Raw genomic sequence first — 16918 nt, 5'->3', positions numbered from 1 at the left:
AGGATAGGCAGGCGGTTTGGGCGAGTTGTAAAAAGCACGTAAAAAGCCGATTGAGCGTGCCGATTGGCCCGCAGCGTTGCCGCACTTGCGGCGCACAGCGGTTGCGAATCAAGACGTTGGCGGGTGAACCGACCATAAGCGCAAGCATGCGGGATTGCGCCGACGATGCAGCGATTGCGCGTTGTGGAGAAGGTGACGCGCACGTTACCGTAGCTGTCAGCCCCCCGTTGTTGCCCATCGCCGTGTCCACCGCTGTGACCAGTTCCTCACTCGAGCGCCTGCATGCCTTGCTGCAGCGTCCCGCCATCGCGTCGATCGCGCCAGATCTGCGTGATGCCCTGGCGCAGGCCTGGCAGCAGTTGCCGGCGTTAAGCGAGGACGTGGCCTGGACGCTGCTCGCCGACACCCTGGACGCGCTGGCGCTGCTGGCCGCCGACGAGGCCACCTTGATTGCTGCGTTGCTGTTCGACCTGCCGGCGTTGCGCGGCGCGATCGCCGGCCTGCCATGGCAGCCGGCCGAGCGCCGGGTGGCGGTCGAAGGCCTGCTGGACGGGCTGGATGCGGCCGACCAGGTCTGGGCCCTGCATGCCGGCCGCGAGGCCGGGCGCAACAGCGAGGGTCTGCGGCGGCTGTTGCTGTCCATCATCCACGACCTGCGGGTGGTGCCGATCCTGCTGGCGCGGCAGTTGGCGCGTATGCGCGTGGCCGACCGCCTGAGCGAAGAGCAGCGCCGCGCACTGGCCCAGCTCACCCGCGACATCCATGCGCCGCTGGCCAACCGGCTGGGCATCTGGCAGGTGAAGTGGGAGCTGGAAGACCTGGCGTTCCGGCATCTGGAGCCGGAGACCTACCGCCGCATCGCCCGCGAGGTGGACGAAACCCGCGTGGCACGCGAGCGTTATCTGGACGCGGTCAAGCGCACCCTGTCGACGACGCTGGCCCAGCAGGGACTGCGCGCGGAGGTGAGCGGGCGGCCGAAGCACATCTACAGCATCTGGCGGAAGATGCAGAAAAAGCGCCTGTCCTTTGACCAGCTGTACGACATCCGCGCGGTGCGGGTGATGGTTGATGACGTGGCCGCCTGCTATGCGGCGCTGGGGGCGGTGCACTCGCTGTGGGCACCGGTGCCGAGCGAGTTCGACGATTACATCGCCCGGCCCAAGGCCAACGACTACCGCTCGCTGCATACCGCGGTGGTCGGCCCGGAAGGGCGCACGATCGAAATCCAGATCCGTACCCACGAGATGCATGCGCAGGCCGAGCTCGGCGTGGCCGCGCACTGGAAATACAAGGAAGGCGGCAAGGGCGGCGAAAAAGCCTTCGACCGCAAGATCCTGTGGATGCGCCAGTTGCTGGAGCAGGTGCAGGAAGGCGACCACGGCGAACTGGCCGGCGCGCTGGACGCCGAGCTGATCGAAGATCGCGTGTATGCACTGACCCCCAAGGGCGAGGTCATCGACCTGCCGCAAGGTGCCACGCCGCTGGATTTCGCCTATCACGTACACACCATGGTCGGGCATCGCTGCCGCGGCGCGCGCGTCAATGACCGCATCGTGCCGCTGACCTACCGGCTGCGCAGCGGCGACCGGGTGGAGATCATGACCGCCAAGGAGGCCGACCCACGCCGCGACTGGCTGCTGGCGTCCAACGGGTTCCTGGCCAGCGGGCGCTCGCGCGACAAGGTGCGCGCGTGGTTCCACAAGCTCGACCGCGCGCGCAACGTACAGGCCGGCAAAGACCTGCTCGATCGCGAGCTCAAGCGGCTGGGCCTGCAGCACGCCGATCTGGGCGTGGCCACGCGCAAGTTCCACGCCGAGAATGTCGACGATCTGTACATCCAGGTGGCGCTGGGCGATACCGGGCCCAACCAAGTCAGCCGTGCGCTGCTGGAAGCCGAGCGGGCCGCTTCGCAGCCGGCGGTGCCGGCGCCGCCACGGCCCACCGCGCGCCGCGAGGGCTTGGGTAAATCCAAGTTCACCGTGCAGGGCGTGGGCAATCTGCTGGTGCAGCTGGCGCGCTGCTGCCAGCCGGTGGCGGGCGAGCCGATCGCCGGCTATCTGACCCGCGGCCGCGGTATCACCGTGCACCGCACCGATTGCGCGGCACTCTCGCGCCTGGCCGCGGCGCATCCGCAGCGGGTGTTGCCGGTGGAGTGGGGCCAGGCCGGCAGCGGCTACGAGGTGGATGTGCAGGTGCGCGCGGTCGACCGCCGCTGGCTGCTCAAGGACATCACCAACCTGATCGCGCAGGAGGACGCGCACGTGCTGGAAATCAACAGCGACAACGTGCGCGACACCGGCAGGGCGCAACTGCGCCTGCGCCTGAAGGTCAGCGACTACGACCAGCTGTCCAGCCTGCTCGGCAAACTGGATGCCTTGCCTGGAGTGAGCGAGGTGCGGCGACTCGGTTGAGTGCGCCGCAGCCCGCCAGCGCCAATCGCCTGGAAACAGGCGGCACCCACAGCAAACAAGGTGTGCTCGCTTCTCGAATCCCGAATCCCGAATCCCGATTCCCCCAAGCCCACATCGTCTTCGCAGCAGACAGCTACCATGACGGGGTGAACGCGTCCCCGTCAGGTCGCGCCAAGGACGGACGCCACCGCATGCTCCCGCTTCCGCGCTGGGCAAGATCGCCTCGCCTCTGGGCACCACTGCGCAGCCGCGCGCTATGGCGCGTGGTGCTGGCGCTGTGCGCCTGTCTCTTGCTGGCCACGGTCGTGCTGCGCAAGCCGCTGGCCGATTGGCTGTGGCCGGACACGCGTATCCAGCAACTGCTGCAACGGGGCGATGCGGCGCTGTCGCGCGGCCATCTCAGTGCGGCCGATGGCAACGGCGCGCGCGAACTGTTCGCTGCTGCGCTTGCGCTGGACAGCGATCGTGGCGAAGCCCGTGCCGGCCTGGCGCGCACCGGCGCCGCCGCCGTGGTGCAGGCGCGCGCGGCGATTGCGGCCGGGGACGCCGCTGCTGCGCAGCGCGCGCTGACGCTGGCGGGCGCGCTGGAGGTACCTCAGGCGCAGATCGCACCGGTGGCACTGCGCCTGCGCCAGTTGCAGGCGCGTCGGGCAGGGTTGGACGCCGTGTTCGCACAGGCGGTGTCCGCGCAACAGCAAGGGCGCCTGGATGGCAGCGCGGACAGCGCGCTGCCGTTGTATCAGCGCATCCTGACCCTGGCACCGGACCGCACCGATGCGCTGGAAGGGCGCGAGGATGCCCTGACCGATCTGCTGGCGCAGGCGCGCCAGGCCCTGGCGCGCGATGCGCTGGCCGATGCGGCGATGCTGCTGGCCGCCGCCAAGCGCTATGACGCCGGGCATGCCGATGTGCCGCTGACCGAAGGCCACTATCACCGTGCGCTGGAGCAGCGCCGTCAGCGCGCGCAGGGCCTGTTGCGGCGTGGCCGGCTGGCACCGGCCGCACGCGATTTCACCGCAGTGCTGGCAGCCGAGCCGGCGGATGTGGCCGCCCAGCGTGGGCTGGAGCAGGTGGCAGGCGAATATGCCGCGCAAGCCGGCCGGCAGGCGGCAGACTTCCAGTTCGACGCCGCGCTGCAGTCGCTGCAGGAAGCCAAGACCTTGCTGCCCGGCGCCGCCGCGATTGCGCAGGCCGAGCAGGCGATTGCGCGTGCCCGCGATGCCCAGCGCAGCCCCGAGACCGGGCTGTCGCGCAGTGCGCGCGAGCGTCGCCTGCGCGCGCTGCTGCAACGGGTGGCAGCTGCCGAAGCGCAGCAGCAGTGGATGACGCCGCCCGGCGCCAGTGCCTACGATGCGGTACGTGCCGCGCAGGCGCTGGCGCCGCGCGATCCACGCGTGCTGCAGGCCGCCGCACGTGTGGTGCCGGCCAGTCAGCGCTGCTTCGAGGACGAACTGCGCAACAACCGCCTGCGTGCCGCGCGCGGCTGTCTGGATGCCTGGCAGGCGCTGACGCCCAACGGCGATGCACTGGCCGGCGCGCGTCGACGGCTGGCGCAACGCTGGGTTGCGGTGGGTAGCGAACGCCTGGGACAGGAAGACGCCGCCTTTGCACGACGCGCGCAGGACGAGGCGCACCAGCTGGATCCTGGGCTGCCGGAATTGGCCGAGTTCACGCGCCGGGTCAAGGCCGTGACCGAGCAGCGCTGACCCAGCGGCTGTCTTCGGCGGCGCCACTCACAGCGCCATCCCCGAGCGCCCGGCGCACACTCACTCCGCGATAAACAGCGCGCGCACCGTGCCACGCGCCGCATCCAGCGAAAAATGCCGGGCCACGTTGTGCAACCCGTTGTCGGCCAGGCGTTGCCACAGCGCCGCATCGCGATACAGGCGCACGATCGCCGCGGCGAAGGCATCGGCGTCATCGGCCACGCAGACATCCTCACCGTCACGCAGATGCATGCCTTCCACCGCACAGGTGGTGCCGACCACCGGCTGCCCGTGCGCCATGCTCAGGTTGATCTTGCCTTTGACGCCGGCGCCGAAGCGCAGCGGCGCCACCGCGATACGTGCGTTCTCCATGAACGGCAGCAGATCCGGCACATGCCCGTGCAATTGCACGCCGGGGCATTCGTCGGCCAGCAGTGTCAGCCCCTCCGGCATGTCCGCGCCGATGCAGTGGAAGACCACCTCCGGCAATTGCGCGCGCACCTGCGGAAAGATCGCGCTGATGAACCACTGCACCGCATCCACATTGGGCGGATGCCGGAAACCGCCGACGAACACCAGGTCGTGGCGTTGCTCGAAGCCGCGGCCGCTGCCGGCCACCTCATGCAGGTTGGAGAGCAGGGCGGTGCGGATCTGCGGTGCGTCCGCCTGCAGCTGCGCCTGTTCGGCCGCCGAGACCAGCAAGGTGACATCGGTGGCTGCCATGATCTCCAGCTCGCGCAGACGGGTGCGTTCGGCCGCGCGCAACAGGTTGGCATCGCCGGCCAGCTCGGCGCCGCGGCGCTCGCGCAGGTAATGCAGGTCGACGGTGTCGAACAGGGTGCGTGCCTGCGGGGCGTATTGCCTGAGCAGCGGCAGACAGGCATGCGCAACGTGGTGACGCACCAGCAGCACCACCGCAAACCGCGGGCCGTGCGTGCGCAGCCAACTGCCGATGCCGTCCAGGAACGGCGCGTACCAGACTTCCACGCCCAGCTGCTGCAGTGCCTGCGTGTGCCGTCCGGCGTGTTCGCGGCGGGTCGGCACGAACACCACGTGCGCGCCTTCTTCGCATAGCAGGCGGATCAGATTGAACTGCCGCAACGAGCCCGAGTCGCGATCCGGTTGCGGCACGCATTCGTCCAGGATCAGCACCTGGCGTTGGCCACGATGCAGCAGCGCAGGCCCGGGGACCGTGCCGACCGGCAACTGCATTGCCAGCGCCTGCTGCCACTTGTCGGCGAACACGCCTTGGTTGCGCACCTGGTACGCCTTCACCCCGGTGCGGGTGTCGGTGCCATTGCTGGTGCCCTCGTCATGCACCACCACGCTGGCCGGCTGCACCAGCACCCGGTAGCCGGCGGCACGCACCGCAAACGCCAGATCGGTGTCTTCGTAGTAGGCAGGCATGTAGCGGCGATCCAGCCCGCCCAGCGTCTGCAACAGCGCGCGTGGCAGCGCGATTGCCGCGCCGGAGCAGTAGTCCATCGCACGCACATAGGCATGGCGCGGGTCGTCGGCCGATTCGAAACGGCCGTAACTCCAGGCGCTGCCATCGGCGAACACCACGCCGCCGGATTCCTGCAGGCGGCCATCCGGATACACCAGTTGCGCGCCGACCAGCCCGGCGCCAGGGTGCTGGGCAAACGTGTCGATCAGCCGATCCAGCCAGCCGGGTTGCGGGATGGTGTCGTTGTTCAGCAGCACCACGTAGTCGCCGCGTGCCAGTGCGATGCCGTCGTTGCAGGCGGCGATGAAACCGCCATTGCTGGCGCGCCGGTGGTAGTGCAGCCCTTGCACCTGCGGCAGCTGCGCCTGCGTGGCATCGCTGCTGCCGTCATCCACGACGATGATCTCCATCTCCAGCAGCGGCGGATGCGCCGCCAGTGCGCGCAGGCATGCCAGCGTGTGCGCGATGTGGTTGTAGACCGGAATCACCAGCGTCACGCGCGGGGTGTCGCTGTGCGGAACCGCAAACGCGGCAAACGGCGCCGCCTCCGGCAACCACAGCGGCGTGCCGAGCGCCACCGGCGGTGCCTGCGTATGCACGCGAATGCGCTGCCAGGTGGCGCGCCAGCCGCGTGTGCGCATGCTCGCCACGCTGCGGTGAATCAGCCCAAGCACGCGATTGAACAGATAGCGTGCATCGGCCAGTGACATCGACATTCCGTTGGAACTCCAGACGTGGCGTGACGAAGAAAACCCGGCGAGCAGTCGTCAGGCGGCGAGGACGGCGCAAGGCAAGCGCAGGGGACGCAGGGTACCCGCAGATGCCGGAGGCGGTCCGTGCCCGCTGATGGTGAGCGTGGCCGTTTTGTTAGCCGCTCTTAAGTCAGAGGGGCCGGCCGGCCACAACCACGACAGCGCTGCGCTAGACTCGCCGGACTCTACATTCTCGCATCCCTGTGCCCCGACGCCACGACAACGACGCTCCCGACGATTTCGAGGACGACTCCACCGAGCAAGGTTCCCGCTGGCAACGCAGGCTGATTGTCTGGGTCTTTGCGGCATTCGCGCTGGCGCTCGGTTTTCTGATTCCCTACACGGTGTATCTGAACAAGCAGGTCACCCAGCGGTTTGGCGAGCTGCGTTGGCAGATCCCGACCCGCGTGTACGGGCGGCCGTTGGTGCTGGCGCCGGGCAATGCGCTGGATGCGGCCACCTTGAAGACCGAGCTGGACGCCGCCTCCTACCGTGACGACGGGCAAGCCAAGCTGGCCGGCACCTACCAGCAGGACGGCAGCCGCTTCACCATCGCCAGCCGCGGTTATATCGATGTGGATGGGCGCGTGCCTGCGCGGCGGGTGGAAGTCAGCCTCTCCGGCGGGCGCGTGGCCAGCCTGCGCGACGCCGGCGACCGCAAGGCGCTGAAGAGTGCGCGGCTGGACCCGGCGCGCATCGCCACGCTGTACGGACAGAAGCAGGAAGAGCGCCGCCTGGTGCGCATGGAGGAAGTGCCCGAACTGCTGGTCACCGGCCTGCAGGCGGTCGAGGATCGCGACTTCAACAGCCACCACGGCATTGATCTCAGCGGCATGGTGCGTGCGGCCTGGATCATGGCGCGCTCCGGCGGCCAGGTTCGCCAGGGCGCCAGCACCCTGACCCAGCAGCTGGCGCGCAGCGGCCTGCTCGGCATCGGCAAGGAACAGACCGTCACCCGCAAGTTCAACGAAATTCTCTACGCAGTGATCATGGAGGCGCGTTACGACAAGCGCACCATCCTGGAGGCCTATCTCAACCAGGTCTATCTGGGCCAGCGCGGCGGTCAGGCGATCCACGGCGTGTCCTCGGGCGCGGAGCTGTGGTTCGGCCGCGAGCTCAATTCGATGACCACCGAGCAGATCGCCTTGCTGATCGGGCTGGTCAAGGGGCCGTCCTACTACGACCCGCGACGCAACCCGGAGCGCGCGCTGGATCGGCGCAATTTCGTGCTGGGCAAGCTGCACGAAAACAACCTGATCGACGCGGCCGAATACAAGCGCGCGCTGGCCGCACCGCTGGGCGTGCCCACCGAGCCGGGGCTGGTCGCGGCCAACCGCTTCCCGGCCTATGTGGACCTGGTGCGGCGCCAGCTGGCGCACGACTACCCGGAAGGCGTGCTGCAGGGTGCCGGCATGAGCGTGCTCACCGGCATGTCGCCGTCCGCGCAGGCCTATGCCGAAGGTGCGGTGACCGGCACCATCAAGCGGCTGGACAACAAGAAGCGCCCACCGCTGCAGGCCGGCCTGGTGCTGACCGACGTGCATAACGGCGATGTGCTGGCGGTGGTCGGCAGCCGCGACGTGGCCAAGCCCGGCTTCAACCGCGCGGTCGAAGCGCAGCGGCAGGTCGGCTCGCTGCTCAAACCGTTCGTCTACCTGCTGGCGCTGGCCTCGCCGGACCGCTGGGCGTTGTCCAGCTGGGTCGACGATGCACCGGTGACGGTGCAGCTCAGCCGCGGCAAGACCTGGTCGCCGGGCAATTCCGACAACCGCAGTCACGGCACGGTGCGGCTGATCGATGCGCTGGCGCATTCCTACAACCAGGCCACGGTGCGCGTGGGCATGCAGGTCGGCCCGGAGCGCATCGCGCAGCTGATCCAGGTACTGGCCGGCATCAAGGCCGACACCAATCCCTCGCTGATCCTCGGTGCGACCGATCAGAGCCCGTACGGCATGGCGCAGCTGTACCAGTTCCTCGCTGCCGGTGGCGAGATCCAGCCGCTGCATGCGGTGCGCGGCGTGCTCGATCCGCAGGGCAAGCTGCTCAAGCGTTACGACAAGACCCCGGCGCCGGCGCAGGAGGGCGATTCGGTGGCGGCCAACCTGATTAGCATCGCCCTGCAGCAGGTGGTCAGCGGCGGCACTGCGCGGCAGTTGCTGGGCGATGGCCTGGGCCGGTTGTCGCCGGCCGGCAAGACCGGCACCTCCAACGACGGCCGCGACAGCTGGTACGCCGGCTACACCGGCGACCACCTGGCGGTGATCTGGATGGGCAATGACCAGAACGAGCAGACCGGCCTGTACGGCGCCACCGGCGCGATGCGGGTGTGGTCGAGCATCTTCGCGCGGCTGCCGAGTGCGCCGTTGAAGGTCAGCGGCAAGGGCCTGGACTGGCAGTGGGTGGACGCGGCCGGTACCGGCGTGACCGATGCCGGCTGCCCGGGCGCGCGCCAATTCCCGTTCGTGGTCGGCTTCACCCCGGCCTATGCCCCCTGTGCCGGTAATGCACCGTCGATCGAAGGCGTGCCCGGCGATGCATCCGCGCCGGCCGAGCAATCCAGCGGTGGTGGCTGGCGTCGCTTCTTCGGTCTGGAAAAGAAGCCGGAAGACCCCGCGCCGGCACCTGCCGCGGCTGCACCTGCACGTTGACTGGAGTGACCCGATGAACCGACTGCACCGTTTGCTTGCCCTCGCTGGCGTGTCTGCCGCACTCACCGCCTGCGTCAGCGCGCCGCCTGCGCCACCGCCGGTCCCGGTCGACCCGACCACGCCGACACAGCGGCTGCTGCTGATCGAACGCGAGGCCGGTGTCGACGATACCGAGCTGTCGGTACAACCATTGCGCGACCCGCAGGTGGACGACCTGCGCGAGACCGCCAAGAGCAAGCGCCAGGCCGGCGACCTGGCCGGTGCGGCGGCGTCGCTGGATCAGGCCGTGGGCCTGGTTTCCGGCGATCCCGCCATCCTGCAGGAGCGCGCCGAAGTGGCGGTGTTGCAGGCCGACTGGCCCGCCGCCGAGCGTTTCGCCAAGCAGGCCATCGAGTTGGGCTCCAAGACCGGGCCGCTGTGCCGCCGGCATTGGGCCACCATCGAGCAGTCGCGGCTGGCGCGTGGCGAGAAGGAAAACGCCGCCTCGGCCAAGTCGCAGATTGCCGGGTGCACGGTGCCGGGCGTGAAGCGCTACTGAGCACGGCCACACCGCCGGCTGCGCCTGCCGCACGACAGGCGCGGCACGCATGTGGTGCGGCCTATCACTTGCGTGCATCTGCTCGACGCGAGCCGTTCGTTCCTGCGCGCGACTGCCAGCGGCGCCACGCCGCGCATCTTGGCGCGTAAACGCCGGCTGCGCGGTCAGTGCCGCCACCGGCCCACCGGCGCAATCCAGGCAGCGTCAGCGCGCACGCGCTAGGCTGTCGCGCTTCCTGCCCCAGCTTCCGGTCCCATGTCCCAACTTGCCACTGCCAGCATCGAGGCGCTCAGCGAGGGCGGGGCGCTTGCGCGTCAGCTCGATGCGTTCGCGCCGCGTGCCGCGCAGTTGCGCCTGACCGGCGCCATTGCCGAGGCGTTCGAGGCCCGCGATGTGCTGCTTGCCGAAGCCGGCACCGGCACCGGCAAGACCTACGCCTACCTGGTGCCGGCATTGCTGTCGGGGCTGAAGACCATCGTCTCCACCGGTACACGCGCGCTGCAGGACCAGTTGTTCCATCGCGACCTGCCGCGCGTGCGCGCCGCGCTCGGCATCGGCCTGCGCAGCGCGCTGCTGAAGGGCCGCGCGAACTATCTGTGCAAGTACCGCACCCAGCAGGCGCGCGGCGAGCCGCGCTTTGCCACGCCCGAGCAGGTCTCGCAGTTCCAGCGCATCGTGGCCTGGAGCGGGCGTACCCAGTTCGGCGATATGGCCGAGCTGGAAGCGCTGCCGGACGACTCGCCGCTGCTGCCGCTGGTGACCTCCACCGTCGACAACTGCCTGGGCACCGAGTGCCCGTTCTACAGCGAGTGTTTCGTGGTGCAGGCGCGCCAGCGCGCGCAGGCGGCCGATCTGGTGGTGGTCAACCACCATCTGCTGCTGGCCGATCTGGCACTCAAGCAGGAAGGCTTCGGCGAGATCCTGCCCGGCGCGCAGGCCTTCGTCATCGACGAAGCGCATCAGCTGCCGGAGCTGGCGGCGAACTTCTTCGGCGAGAGTTTCGGTATGCGGCCGTGGCAGGAACTGGCGCGCGACTGCATGGTCGAAGCGCGCCTGGTCGCCGGTGCGCAGGCCAGCCTGCAGGAGCCGATCCTCGCCCTGGACGAGGCCTTGCGCGGCCTGCGTGCGGGCATGGAGGGCCTGCCGTCACGCGGCACCCAATGGCGTGCGCTGGCCAAGCCGCAGGTGCGCGAGGGTTTCGATGCGGTGCTGTCGTCGCTGGCGCGGCTGGGCGAGGCCCTGCTGCCGTTGCGGGAGGCCTCGCCCGGGTTCGATGGCTGCTGTGCACGTGCGCAGGAAGCGCTGGCGCGGCTGTCGCGGTGGCTGGGCGAGGATGCGCCGGTACCGGATTTCGAGCAGGAGCTGCCGGAGACCGTCGACAACGATGTGCTGTGGTACGAGCTCAGCCCGCGCGGATTCCGCTGCCAGCGCACGCCGCTGGATGTGTCCGGCCCGTTGCGCGAGCATCGCGAAAAATCGCATGCGGCCTGGGTGTTCACCTCGGCCACGCTGGCGGTGGGCGGCGAGTTCGACCACATCGCGCAGCGCCTGGGCCTGAGCGATCCGGTGACCTTGCTGCAGCCCAGCCCCTTCGATTGGGCGCGCCAGGCGCTGTGCTACCTGCCGCCGCATCTGCCCGATCCTGCCGCACGCGGATTCGGCACGGCGCTGATCGCGGCGCTGATGCCGGTGCTGGATGCCTCCAATGGCCGCGCGTTCCTGTTGTTCGCCTCGCACCGTGCGCTGCGCGAGGCGGCCGACGCATTGCGCGGCGCGCCGTGGCCGCTGTTCGTGCAGGGCGAGGCGCCGCGTGCCACCTTGCTGCAGCGTTTCCGCACTTCCGGCAACGGCGTGCTGCTGGGGTCGGCCAGCTTCCGCGAGGGCGTGGACGTGGTCGGCGATGCCTTGAGCGTGGTGGTGATCGACAAGCTGCCGTTCGCCGCACCCGACGACCCGGTGTTCGAAGCGCGCCTGGATGCGATCCGCCGCGACGGCGGCAACCCGTTCCGCGACGAGCAGTTGCCGCAGGCGGTGATCGCGCTCAAGCAGGGCGTGGGCCGGCTGATCCGCAGCGAGACCGATCGTGGCGTGCTGGTGCTGTGCGACCCGCGGCTGGTGAACAAGGGCTACGGCCGCACCTTCATGCAGTCGCTGCCGCCGTTTGCGCGCACCCGCGAGATCGGCGACGTGCGCGCGTTCTTTGGCGTCGCCGAGCCGGTGGGCGACAATGGTGTGCTCGCGTTGCCGTTCGGCGACGCCTGAGCGTCCCCTTCCTGCCTGCGGTCCTGCCATGAAAGTCCTCGCGTTCGAGACCTCCACCGAAGCCTGTTCCGTCGCGCTGCACGTGGATGGCCGCGTGCTGGAGCGCTTCGAACTGGCGCCGCGTCGCCATGCCGAACTGGCGCTGCCATGGGGCGAGCAACTGCTGGCCGACGCCGGCATCGCGCGGCGCCAGCTCGACGCGATCGCGGTCGGTCGTGGCCCGGGCGCGTTCACCGGTGTGCGGCTGGCGATCGGCATTGCGCAGGGCATCGCGCTGGGCCTGGACGTGCCGGTGCTGGCGGTGTCCACGCTGCAGGTGCTGGCCCTGCGCGCGCCCGCCGAGGCGACGCAGGTGCTGGCCTGCATCGATGCGCGCATGGGCGAGGTGTATGCCGGCGTCTTCGCGCGCGCTGGCGACATGCTGCGCGAGCTGGTGCCGGAAGTGGTGTGCGCACCGCAGGAATGCGTCGTGCCGGACACGCTGCAGCGCTTTGCCGGTGTCGGCAGCGGGTTCGCCGCTGCCGAGGCAGTGCTGCAACAACGATTTGCGACCCGACTGAGCAGTATCGATGCCGCCGCATTGCCGCATGCCGCCGACCTGCTGACGCTGGCCGTGCCGGCGCTGCTGCGCGGCGAAGGCGTGGCGCCGGAGCGGGTGGAACCGGCCTATCTGCGCGACAACGTGGCGCTGACCCTGCTCGAGCAGAAGGCCGCACGCGCAGCCAAGGCCGCCGGCGCCGCGCCATGACCGACGATCTGCAACGCGCGCGTTTCCGCGGCTGCCTGCTGGGCCTGGCGGTGGGCGATGCGCTCGGCACCACGCTGGAATTCTGCGCCCCGGGCAGCTTCGCACCGATCGACGACATGCGCGGCGGCGGCCCGTTCGCGCTGCGCGCCGGGCAGTGGACCGACGACACCTCAATGGCCTTGTGCCTGGCGCACAGCCTGCTGTATCGGCAGGGCTTCGACGCCGCCGACCAGATGAACCGCTATTGCAACTGGTACCAGCACGGCTACCTCAGCAGCACCGGCAGCTGCTTCGATATCGGCGCGACCGTGCGGCAGGCACTGGAGCGCTATCTGGATGGCGGCCCGGCCTTCAGTGGCAGCACCGATCCGCGCTCGGCCGGCAATGGCTCGCTGATGCGGCTGGCGCCGGTGGCGATGTACTACGCGCATCGCCCCGCCGAGCTGGGCGAGCGCGCCGCCGACAGTTCGCGCACCACGCATGCCGCCGACGAAGCGCTGGATGCCTGCCGGCTGTTCGCCTTCCAGTTGCGTGCCGCGTTGCTCGGCGGACAGCGCCAGCAGGTGTTGCAGACCCGCTGCGAAGGGCTGTCGACACCGGCGCTGCGTGCGTTGTCGGTGCGCGACCATGCGGCAGTTCCCGCCGCCCAGATCCGCGGCACCGGCTATGTGGTCGATGCGCTGTCGGCGGCGCTCTGGTGCTTCGCCACCACCGACACGTTCGCCGATGCGGTGCTGCGTGCGGCCAATCTGGGCGACGATGCCGACACCACCGCGGCCATCTGCGGTCAGCTGGCCGGTGCATTCCATGGTATCGACGGGATTCCCGCCGCCTGGCGCGCGCGCGTGCAGGATGCGGACGCGATCGTCGAGCTGGCCGACCGGCTGTACGCAGCCGCGCAGGCCGCATAAAGGCCGCGCGCAATGCACTGGGCAACGCAGTCCGCCGGAAAGGCATGCCGCAGAAAGACGCGTCCCTGTCGGGACGCGCGACGGCTCAACGATCGTCGTGCAGCTCGCCGCCGGGCAGGAACAGCCAGGTGCGCGTGACCTGCAGGATATCGACGTCGTCCTTGGTCCTGGGAAGTGGCGGGAACGGCTGCGCCAGCTGCACCACCCGCAGCGCTGCCGCATCCAGCGCCGGGGTGCCGCTGGAGACCAGCACGCGGCTGCTTTCCACGCTGCCGTCGCGGCGCACGCCCACGCTGATCACCACCTTGCCGCCGAGTCGGCGCCGGCGCGCCTCGTCCGGGTAATTGAGATTGCCGACGCGCTCGGCACGGTCCACCCACGCACGCAGGTAGTTGGCGTAGGCGTATTCGCGGGTACTGGCCGAGACGAACTTGCGATTGGGGCGCTTGGCGTATTGCTCCGAACGCAGATGCACCTCGGCGGCGAGCCGGGCCATTTCCGCGTCGCGCTGCACGCGTTGCGCATCGGTGGGCGAGGGCAGGTCGGTCTGCGGATTCGGTTGCGGCGTGGGCACGGCCTGCTCGCCGCGGCGGCTGGCCACCACGCGGGTCTGGGTCGGCTCCGGCGCCTGCAGCGTGGTCGCACGCTGCGCCTGCGGTGCCAGCCCGCTGCGGTCCTGCGGCACCACCCCGGGCTGGCTGTCGCGCGGGCGTTGCGCGGTGGCGTGATTGCCGCCGCCCTGCTGGTTGGCCTGGGCCAGGAAATCGGCCTGTTTGGGCGTCAGCGGGGTGCTGGTCTGGCTAAAGATCACATCCAGCGTCGGCACCAGCGGTGCGTCCTCGCTGACCGCAAACCCCACGCCCAGGATCAGCACGCCGTGCAGCAGCAGCGAGATCACCAGCGTCGCGGTCAGCCGGCGGCGCTCGTCGATGGGAGCCGGCAGGGCCGCGGCCGCGCTCATTGCGCCGCGCCGGCCTCGATCGCGTCGAACAGCAGCCCGGCGATGTTCAGGCCGAACTGCGCATCCAGCTCGCGCACGCAGGTGGGGCTGGTGACGTTGACCTCGGTCAGGTAATCGCCGATCACGTCCAGGCCGACGAAACGCATGCCGCGGCGGCGCATTTCCGGGCCCACCTGCGCGGCGATCCAGCGGTCGCGCTCGGACAGCGGCCGGCCTTCGCCACGTCCGCCGGCGGCCAGGTTGCCGCGGAATTCGTCGCCCTGCGGAATCCGCGCCAGGCAGTAGTCCACCGGCTCGCCATCGACCAGCAGGATGCGCTTGTCGCCGGCAGTGATGTCGGGGATGAAGCGCTGCGCCAGGGTCAGCTTGCGATTGCCGTCGGTCAGCGTTTCCAGGATCACGTTGAGGTTGGGGTCGCCGGTGCCGCTGCGGAAGATCGAACGCCCGCCCATGCCGTCCAGCGGCTTGAGCACGGCCTGGCCGTGTTCGAGCACGAACGCCTTGAGCGCGGCGGAGTCGCGGCTGACCAGGGTCGGCGGGCAGCACTGCGGAAACAGCAACGCGGCCAGTTTCTCGTTGTAGTCGCGCAGTCCCTGCGGGTCGTTGACCACCTGCGCGCCGGCGCGCTGGGCCACGCTCAGGACCTGGGTGTCGTAGACGAATTCCGCATCCACCGGCGGGTCCTTGCGCATCAGCACCACCTGGCCGGGGCCGAATTCCAGTTCGGCGAACTCGCCCAGGGTGAACCAGTCGGCTTTGTCCTCGCGCACGCTCAAGGGCGCGACCTGTGCCACCGCGCGACCCTCGCGCAGGCTGAGTCCGCCCGGACGCACATACTGCAGGCGGTGACCACGCCGCTGCGCTTCCAGCAACATGGCGAAGGTGGTGTCTTTGGCGATCTTGATGGAGGCGATGGGATCCATCACCACAACGACGTCGAGCGACATGGGGAGCTAAACCTTTAGAACAGGCTGCCGATGGTAACTTCAAGCGGTGGCGATGGCGCGCCCGGCCGGTCGTGAATGCGCGACTTGCCGCTCGGCCCGCAGCTGCACACGGTCGGAACGTCCGCCTGGCGGGCCCCCGGCAACGTACCCTTGACAGTCAATGCGGGTCTTGGGATATACATGCAGTTTCGTAGCGACGCCGGCAGGGAAGAAGCGTCGCGCGTCCGGGGATATTTGCATGACTGAAAACATTGCTGCGGGTGGGGAACTCGCAGGACTGAAGGTGATGGTGATCGATGATTCGAAGACCATTCGCCGCACCGCCGAAACGCTGCTGAAGCGGGAAGGCTGTGAAGTAGTGACAGCAACCGATGGTTTCGAGGCACTGGCCAAGATTGCCGACCAGCAACCTCAGATCATTTTTGTCGACATCATGATGCCGCGTCTGGATGGGTACCAGACGTGCGCGTTGATCAAGGGCAACCAGCTCTTCAAGTCGACGCCGGTGATCATGTTGTCGTCCAAGGACGGCCTGTTCGACAAGGCACGCGGCCGCATCGTCGGCTCCGAGCAATATCTGACCAAGCCGTTCACACGTGAAGAACTACTGAGCGCGATTCGCACGTACGTCCACGCCTGACCAGGGGGAAAGGCAACATGGCTCGAATTATATTGATCGAGGACTCGCCCACCGACAGGGCAGTCTTCAGTCAATGGCTGGAAAAAGCAGGCCATACGGTCGTCGCCACCGACAATGCCGAAGAGGGACTTGCGCTGATTCGCAGCCAGGCGCCCGATCTGGTGCTGATGGACGTGGTGCTGCCCGGCATGAGCGGTTTCCAGGCAACGCGTGCATTGGCGCGCGACCAGGCCACCAAGGACATCCCCGTGCTGCTGGTCAGCACCAAGGGCATGGAAACCGACAAGGCCTGGGGTTTGCGACAAGGTGCCAGCGACTACATCGTCAAGCCGCCGCGCGAAGACGATCTGATCGCCCGCATCAAACAACTGGTGCGTTGATGCGTTCTCCATTCGACATTCTCGAAGACTACGAGCGCCGTAGTCTTGCGCACGCCACGCCGCTGCCGGAACGCCAGTTCTCGGCCGACATCTGGCGCGGCGTCGGTTATCGCGTCGGTACCCGTCGGCTGGTCTCGGATTTCCGCGAAGTCGCGGAAATCGTGCCGATGCCGCCGGTCACCCCGGTGCCGGGCGCACAGCCCTGGCTGCTGGGCGTGGGCAACCTGCGCGGCAACCTGTTCCCGGTGATCGATCTGAAGCAGTTCCTGGAGGGCCGGCGGACGGTGCTGCAGGAAGGCCAGCGCGTGCTGATCATGCGCCAGAGCGGCGGCGACGTCGCGCTGACCATCGACGAGCTGTACGGCCAGCGCAGCTTCGAGCAGGTCCAGGCGGTCGAACCCGGCGAGTTGGCGCAAGGCCGCTATGCCCACTTCATCGACCGTGCCTTCCGCAACGAGACGCAGGACTGGGGTGTGTTCTCCCTGGCGTTGCTGTCGCGCACTCCTGAATTCCGGCAGGCCGCGGCCTAAGCCGCGACCCCGCCACGTCATACAGATCGAGGTCGAA

13 protein-coding genes are annotated in these 16918 nt (G+C 69.0%); 10 read left to right on the top strand and 3 right to left on the bottom strand.

The window, feature by feature from the left end; genetic code table 11:
• Window positions 1-227 precede the first annotated feature (227 nt).
• Window positions 228-2411: a bifunctional (p)ppGpp synthetase/guanosine-3',5'-bis(diphosphate) 3'-pyrophosphohydrolase gene (locus ABQY74_RS14795; RefSeq protein ID WP_349792009.1), complete on the top strand. Its 2184-nt coding sequence runs from the start codon at window positions 228-230 to the stop codon at window positions 2409-2411.
• Window positions 2412-2602: 191 nt separating this feature from the next.
• Window positions 2603-4117: a hypothetical protein gene (locus ABQY74_RS14790; protein ID WP_080715678.1), complete on the top strand. Its 1515-nt coding sequence runs from the start codon at window positions 2603-2605 to the stop codon at window positions 4115-4117.
• 60 nt (window positions 4118-4177) lie between these two features.
• Here ABQY74_RS14790 and ABQY74_RS14785 read toward each other — a convergent pair whose 3' ends face one another.
• Window positions 4178-6280: a glycosyltransferase gene (locus ABQY74_RS14785; protein WP_039526002.1), complete on the bottom strand. Its 2103-nt coding sequence runs from the start codon at window positions 6278-6280 to the stop codon at window positions 4178-4180.
• A gap of 239 nt (window positions 6281-6519) precedes the next feature.
• Between ABQY74_RS14785 and mrcB the strand changes: the two genes are divergently transcribed.
• The 5 genes from mrcB to ABQY74_RS14760 all read left to right on the top strand — a co-directional run bounded on the left by mrcB (window position 6520) and on the right by ABQY74_RS14760 (window position 13423).
• A complete protein-coding gene (mrcB, locus tag ABQY74_RS14780; RefSeq protein WP_349792006.1) occupies window positions 6520-8964 on the top strand; it encodes a penicillin-binding protein 1B in 2445 nt (814 codons plus the stop codon).
• A 13-nt stretch (window positions 8965-8977) separates the two neighbouring features.
• Window positions 8978-9502, top strand: coding sequence for a hypothetical protein (locus ABQY74_RS14775; protein WP_104568123.1), 525 nt, complete (start codon window positions 8978-8980; stop codon window positions 9500-9502).
• Window positions 9503-9757: 255 nt separating this feature from the next.
• The gene (locus tag ABQY74_RS14770; RefSeq protein WP_039519583.1) at window positions 9758-11764 is read left to right on the top strand and encodes an ATP-dependent DNA helicase; all 2007 of its coding nucleotides are present in this window, start codon (window positions 9758-9760) and stop codon (window positions 11762-11764) included.
• A 28-nt stretch (window positions 11765-11792) separates the two neighbouring features.
• Window positions 11793-12512 carry a tRNA (adenosine(37)-N6)-threonylcarbamoyltransferase complex dimerization subunit type 1 TsaB gene (tsaB, locus tag ABQY74_RS14765; protein WP_349792004.1) on the top strand — a complete coding sequence of 240 codons (720 nt, stop codon included), beginning with the start codon at window positions 11793-11795 and terminating at the stop codon, window positions 12510-12512.
• A complete protein-coding gene (locus ABQY74_RS14760; RefSeq protein ID WP_349792002.1) occupies window positions 12509-13423 on the top strand; it encodes an ADP-ribosylglycohydrolase family protein in 915 nt (304 codons plus the stop codon). The genes tsaB and ABQY74_RS14760 overlap by 4 nt, the downstream gene beginning before the upstream one ends.
• Window positions 13424-13508: 85 nt before the next feature.
• Here ABQY74_RS14760 and ABQY74_RS14755 read toward each other — a convergent pair whose 3' ends face one another.
• Together ABQY74_RS14755 and gshB are read right to left on the bottom strand one after the other, a co-directional pair.
• Entirely contained in the window at window positions 13509-14384 is an 876-nt protein-coding gene (locus tag ABQY74_RS14755) for an energy transducer TonB (protein ID WP_349792000.1), read from the bottom strand.
• Window positions 14381-15331 (bottom strand): glutathione synthase, encoded by a 951-nt coding sequence (gene gshB / locus ABQY74_RS14750; RefSeq protein ID WP_349791998.1) that lies wholly within the window; start codon window positions 15329-15331, stop codon window positions 14381-14383. Before gshB ends, ABQY74_RS14755 begins: the two co-directional genes overlap by 4 nt.
• A gap of 238 nt (window positions 15332-15569) precedes the next feature.
• Between gshB and pilG the strand changes: the two genes are divergently transcribed.
• The 3 genes from pilG to ABQY74_RS14735 are packed head-to-tail and all read left to right on the top strand — an operon-like array spanning window position 15570 to window position 16881.
• Complete coding sequence (pilG, locus tag ABQY74_RS14745; RefSeq protein ID WP_024711139.1) at window positions 15570-15971, top strand: twitching motility response regulator PilG; 402 nt, start codon at window positions 15570-15572, stop codon at window positions 15969-15971.
• A 17-nt stretch (window positions 15972-15988) separates the two neighbouring features.
• A complete protein-coding gene (locus ABQY74_RS14740) occupies window positions 15989-16351 on the top strand; it encodes a PleD family two-component system response regulator (RefSeq protein ID WP_024940328.1) in 363 nt (120 codons plus the stop codon).
• On the top strand, window positions 16351-16881 hold the full coding sequence (locus tag ABQY74_RS14735; RefSeq protein ID WP_003482487.1) for a chemotaxis protein CheW: 531 nt from the start codon (window positions 16351-16353) through the stop codon (window positions 16879-16881). The genes ABQY74_RS14740 and ABQY74_RS14735 overlap by 1 nt, the downstream gene beginning before the upstream one ends.
• Window positions 16882-16918: the final 37 nt, after the last annotated feature.

Origin of the sequence: Xanthomonas sp. WHRI 7064 (assembly GCF_040202355.2) — a bacterium.
Lineage (GTDB): Bacteria > Pseudomonadota > Gammaproteobacteria > Xanthomonadales > Xanthomonadaceae > Xanthomonas > Xanthomonas arboricola.
This window is presented reverse-complemented; position numbering and strand designations above follow the sequence as displayed.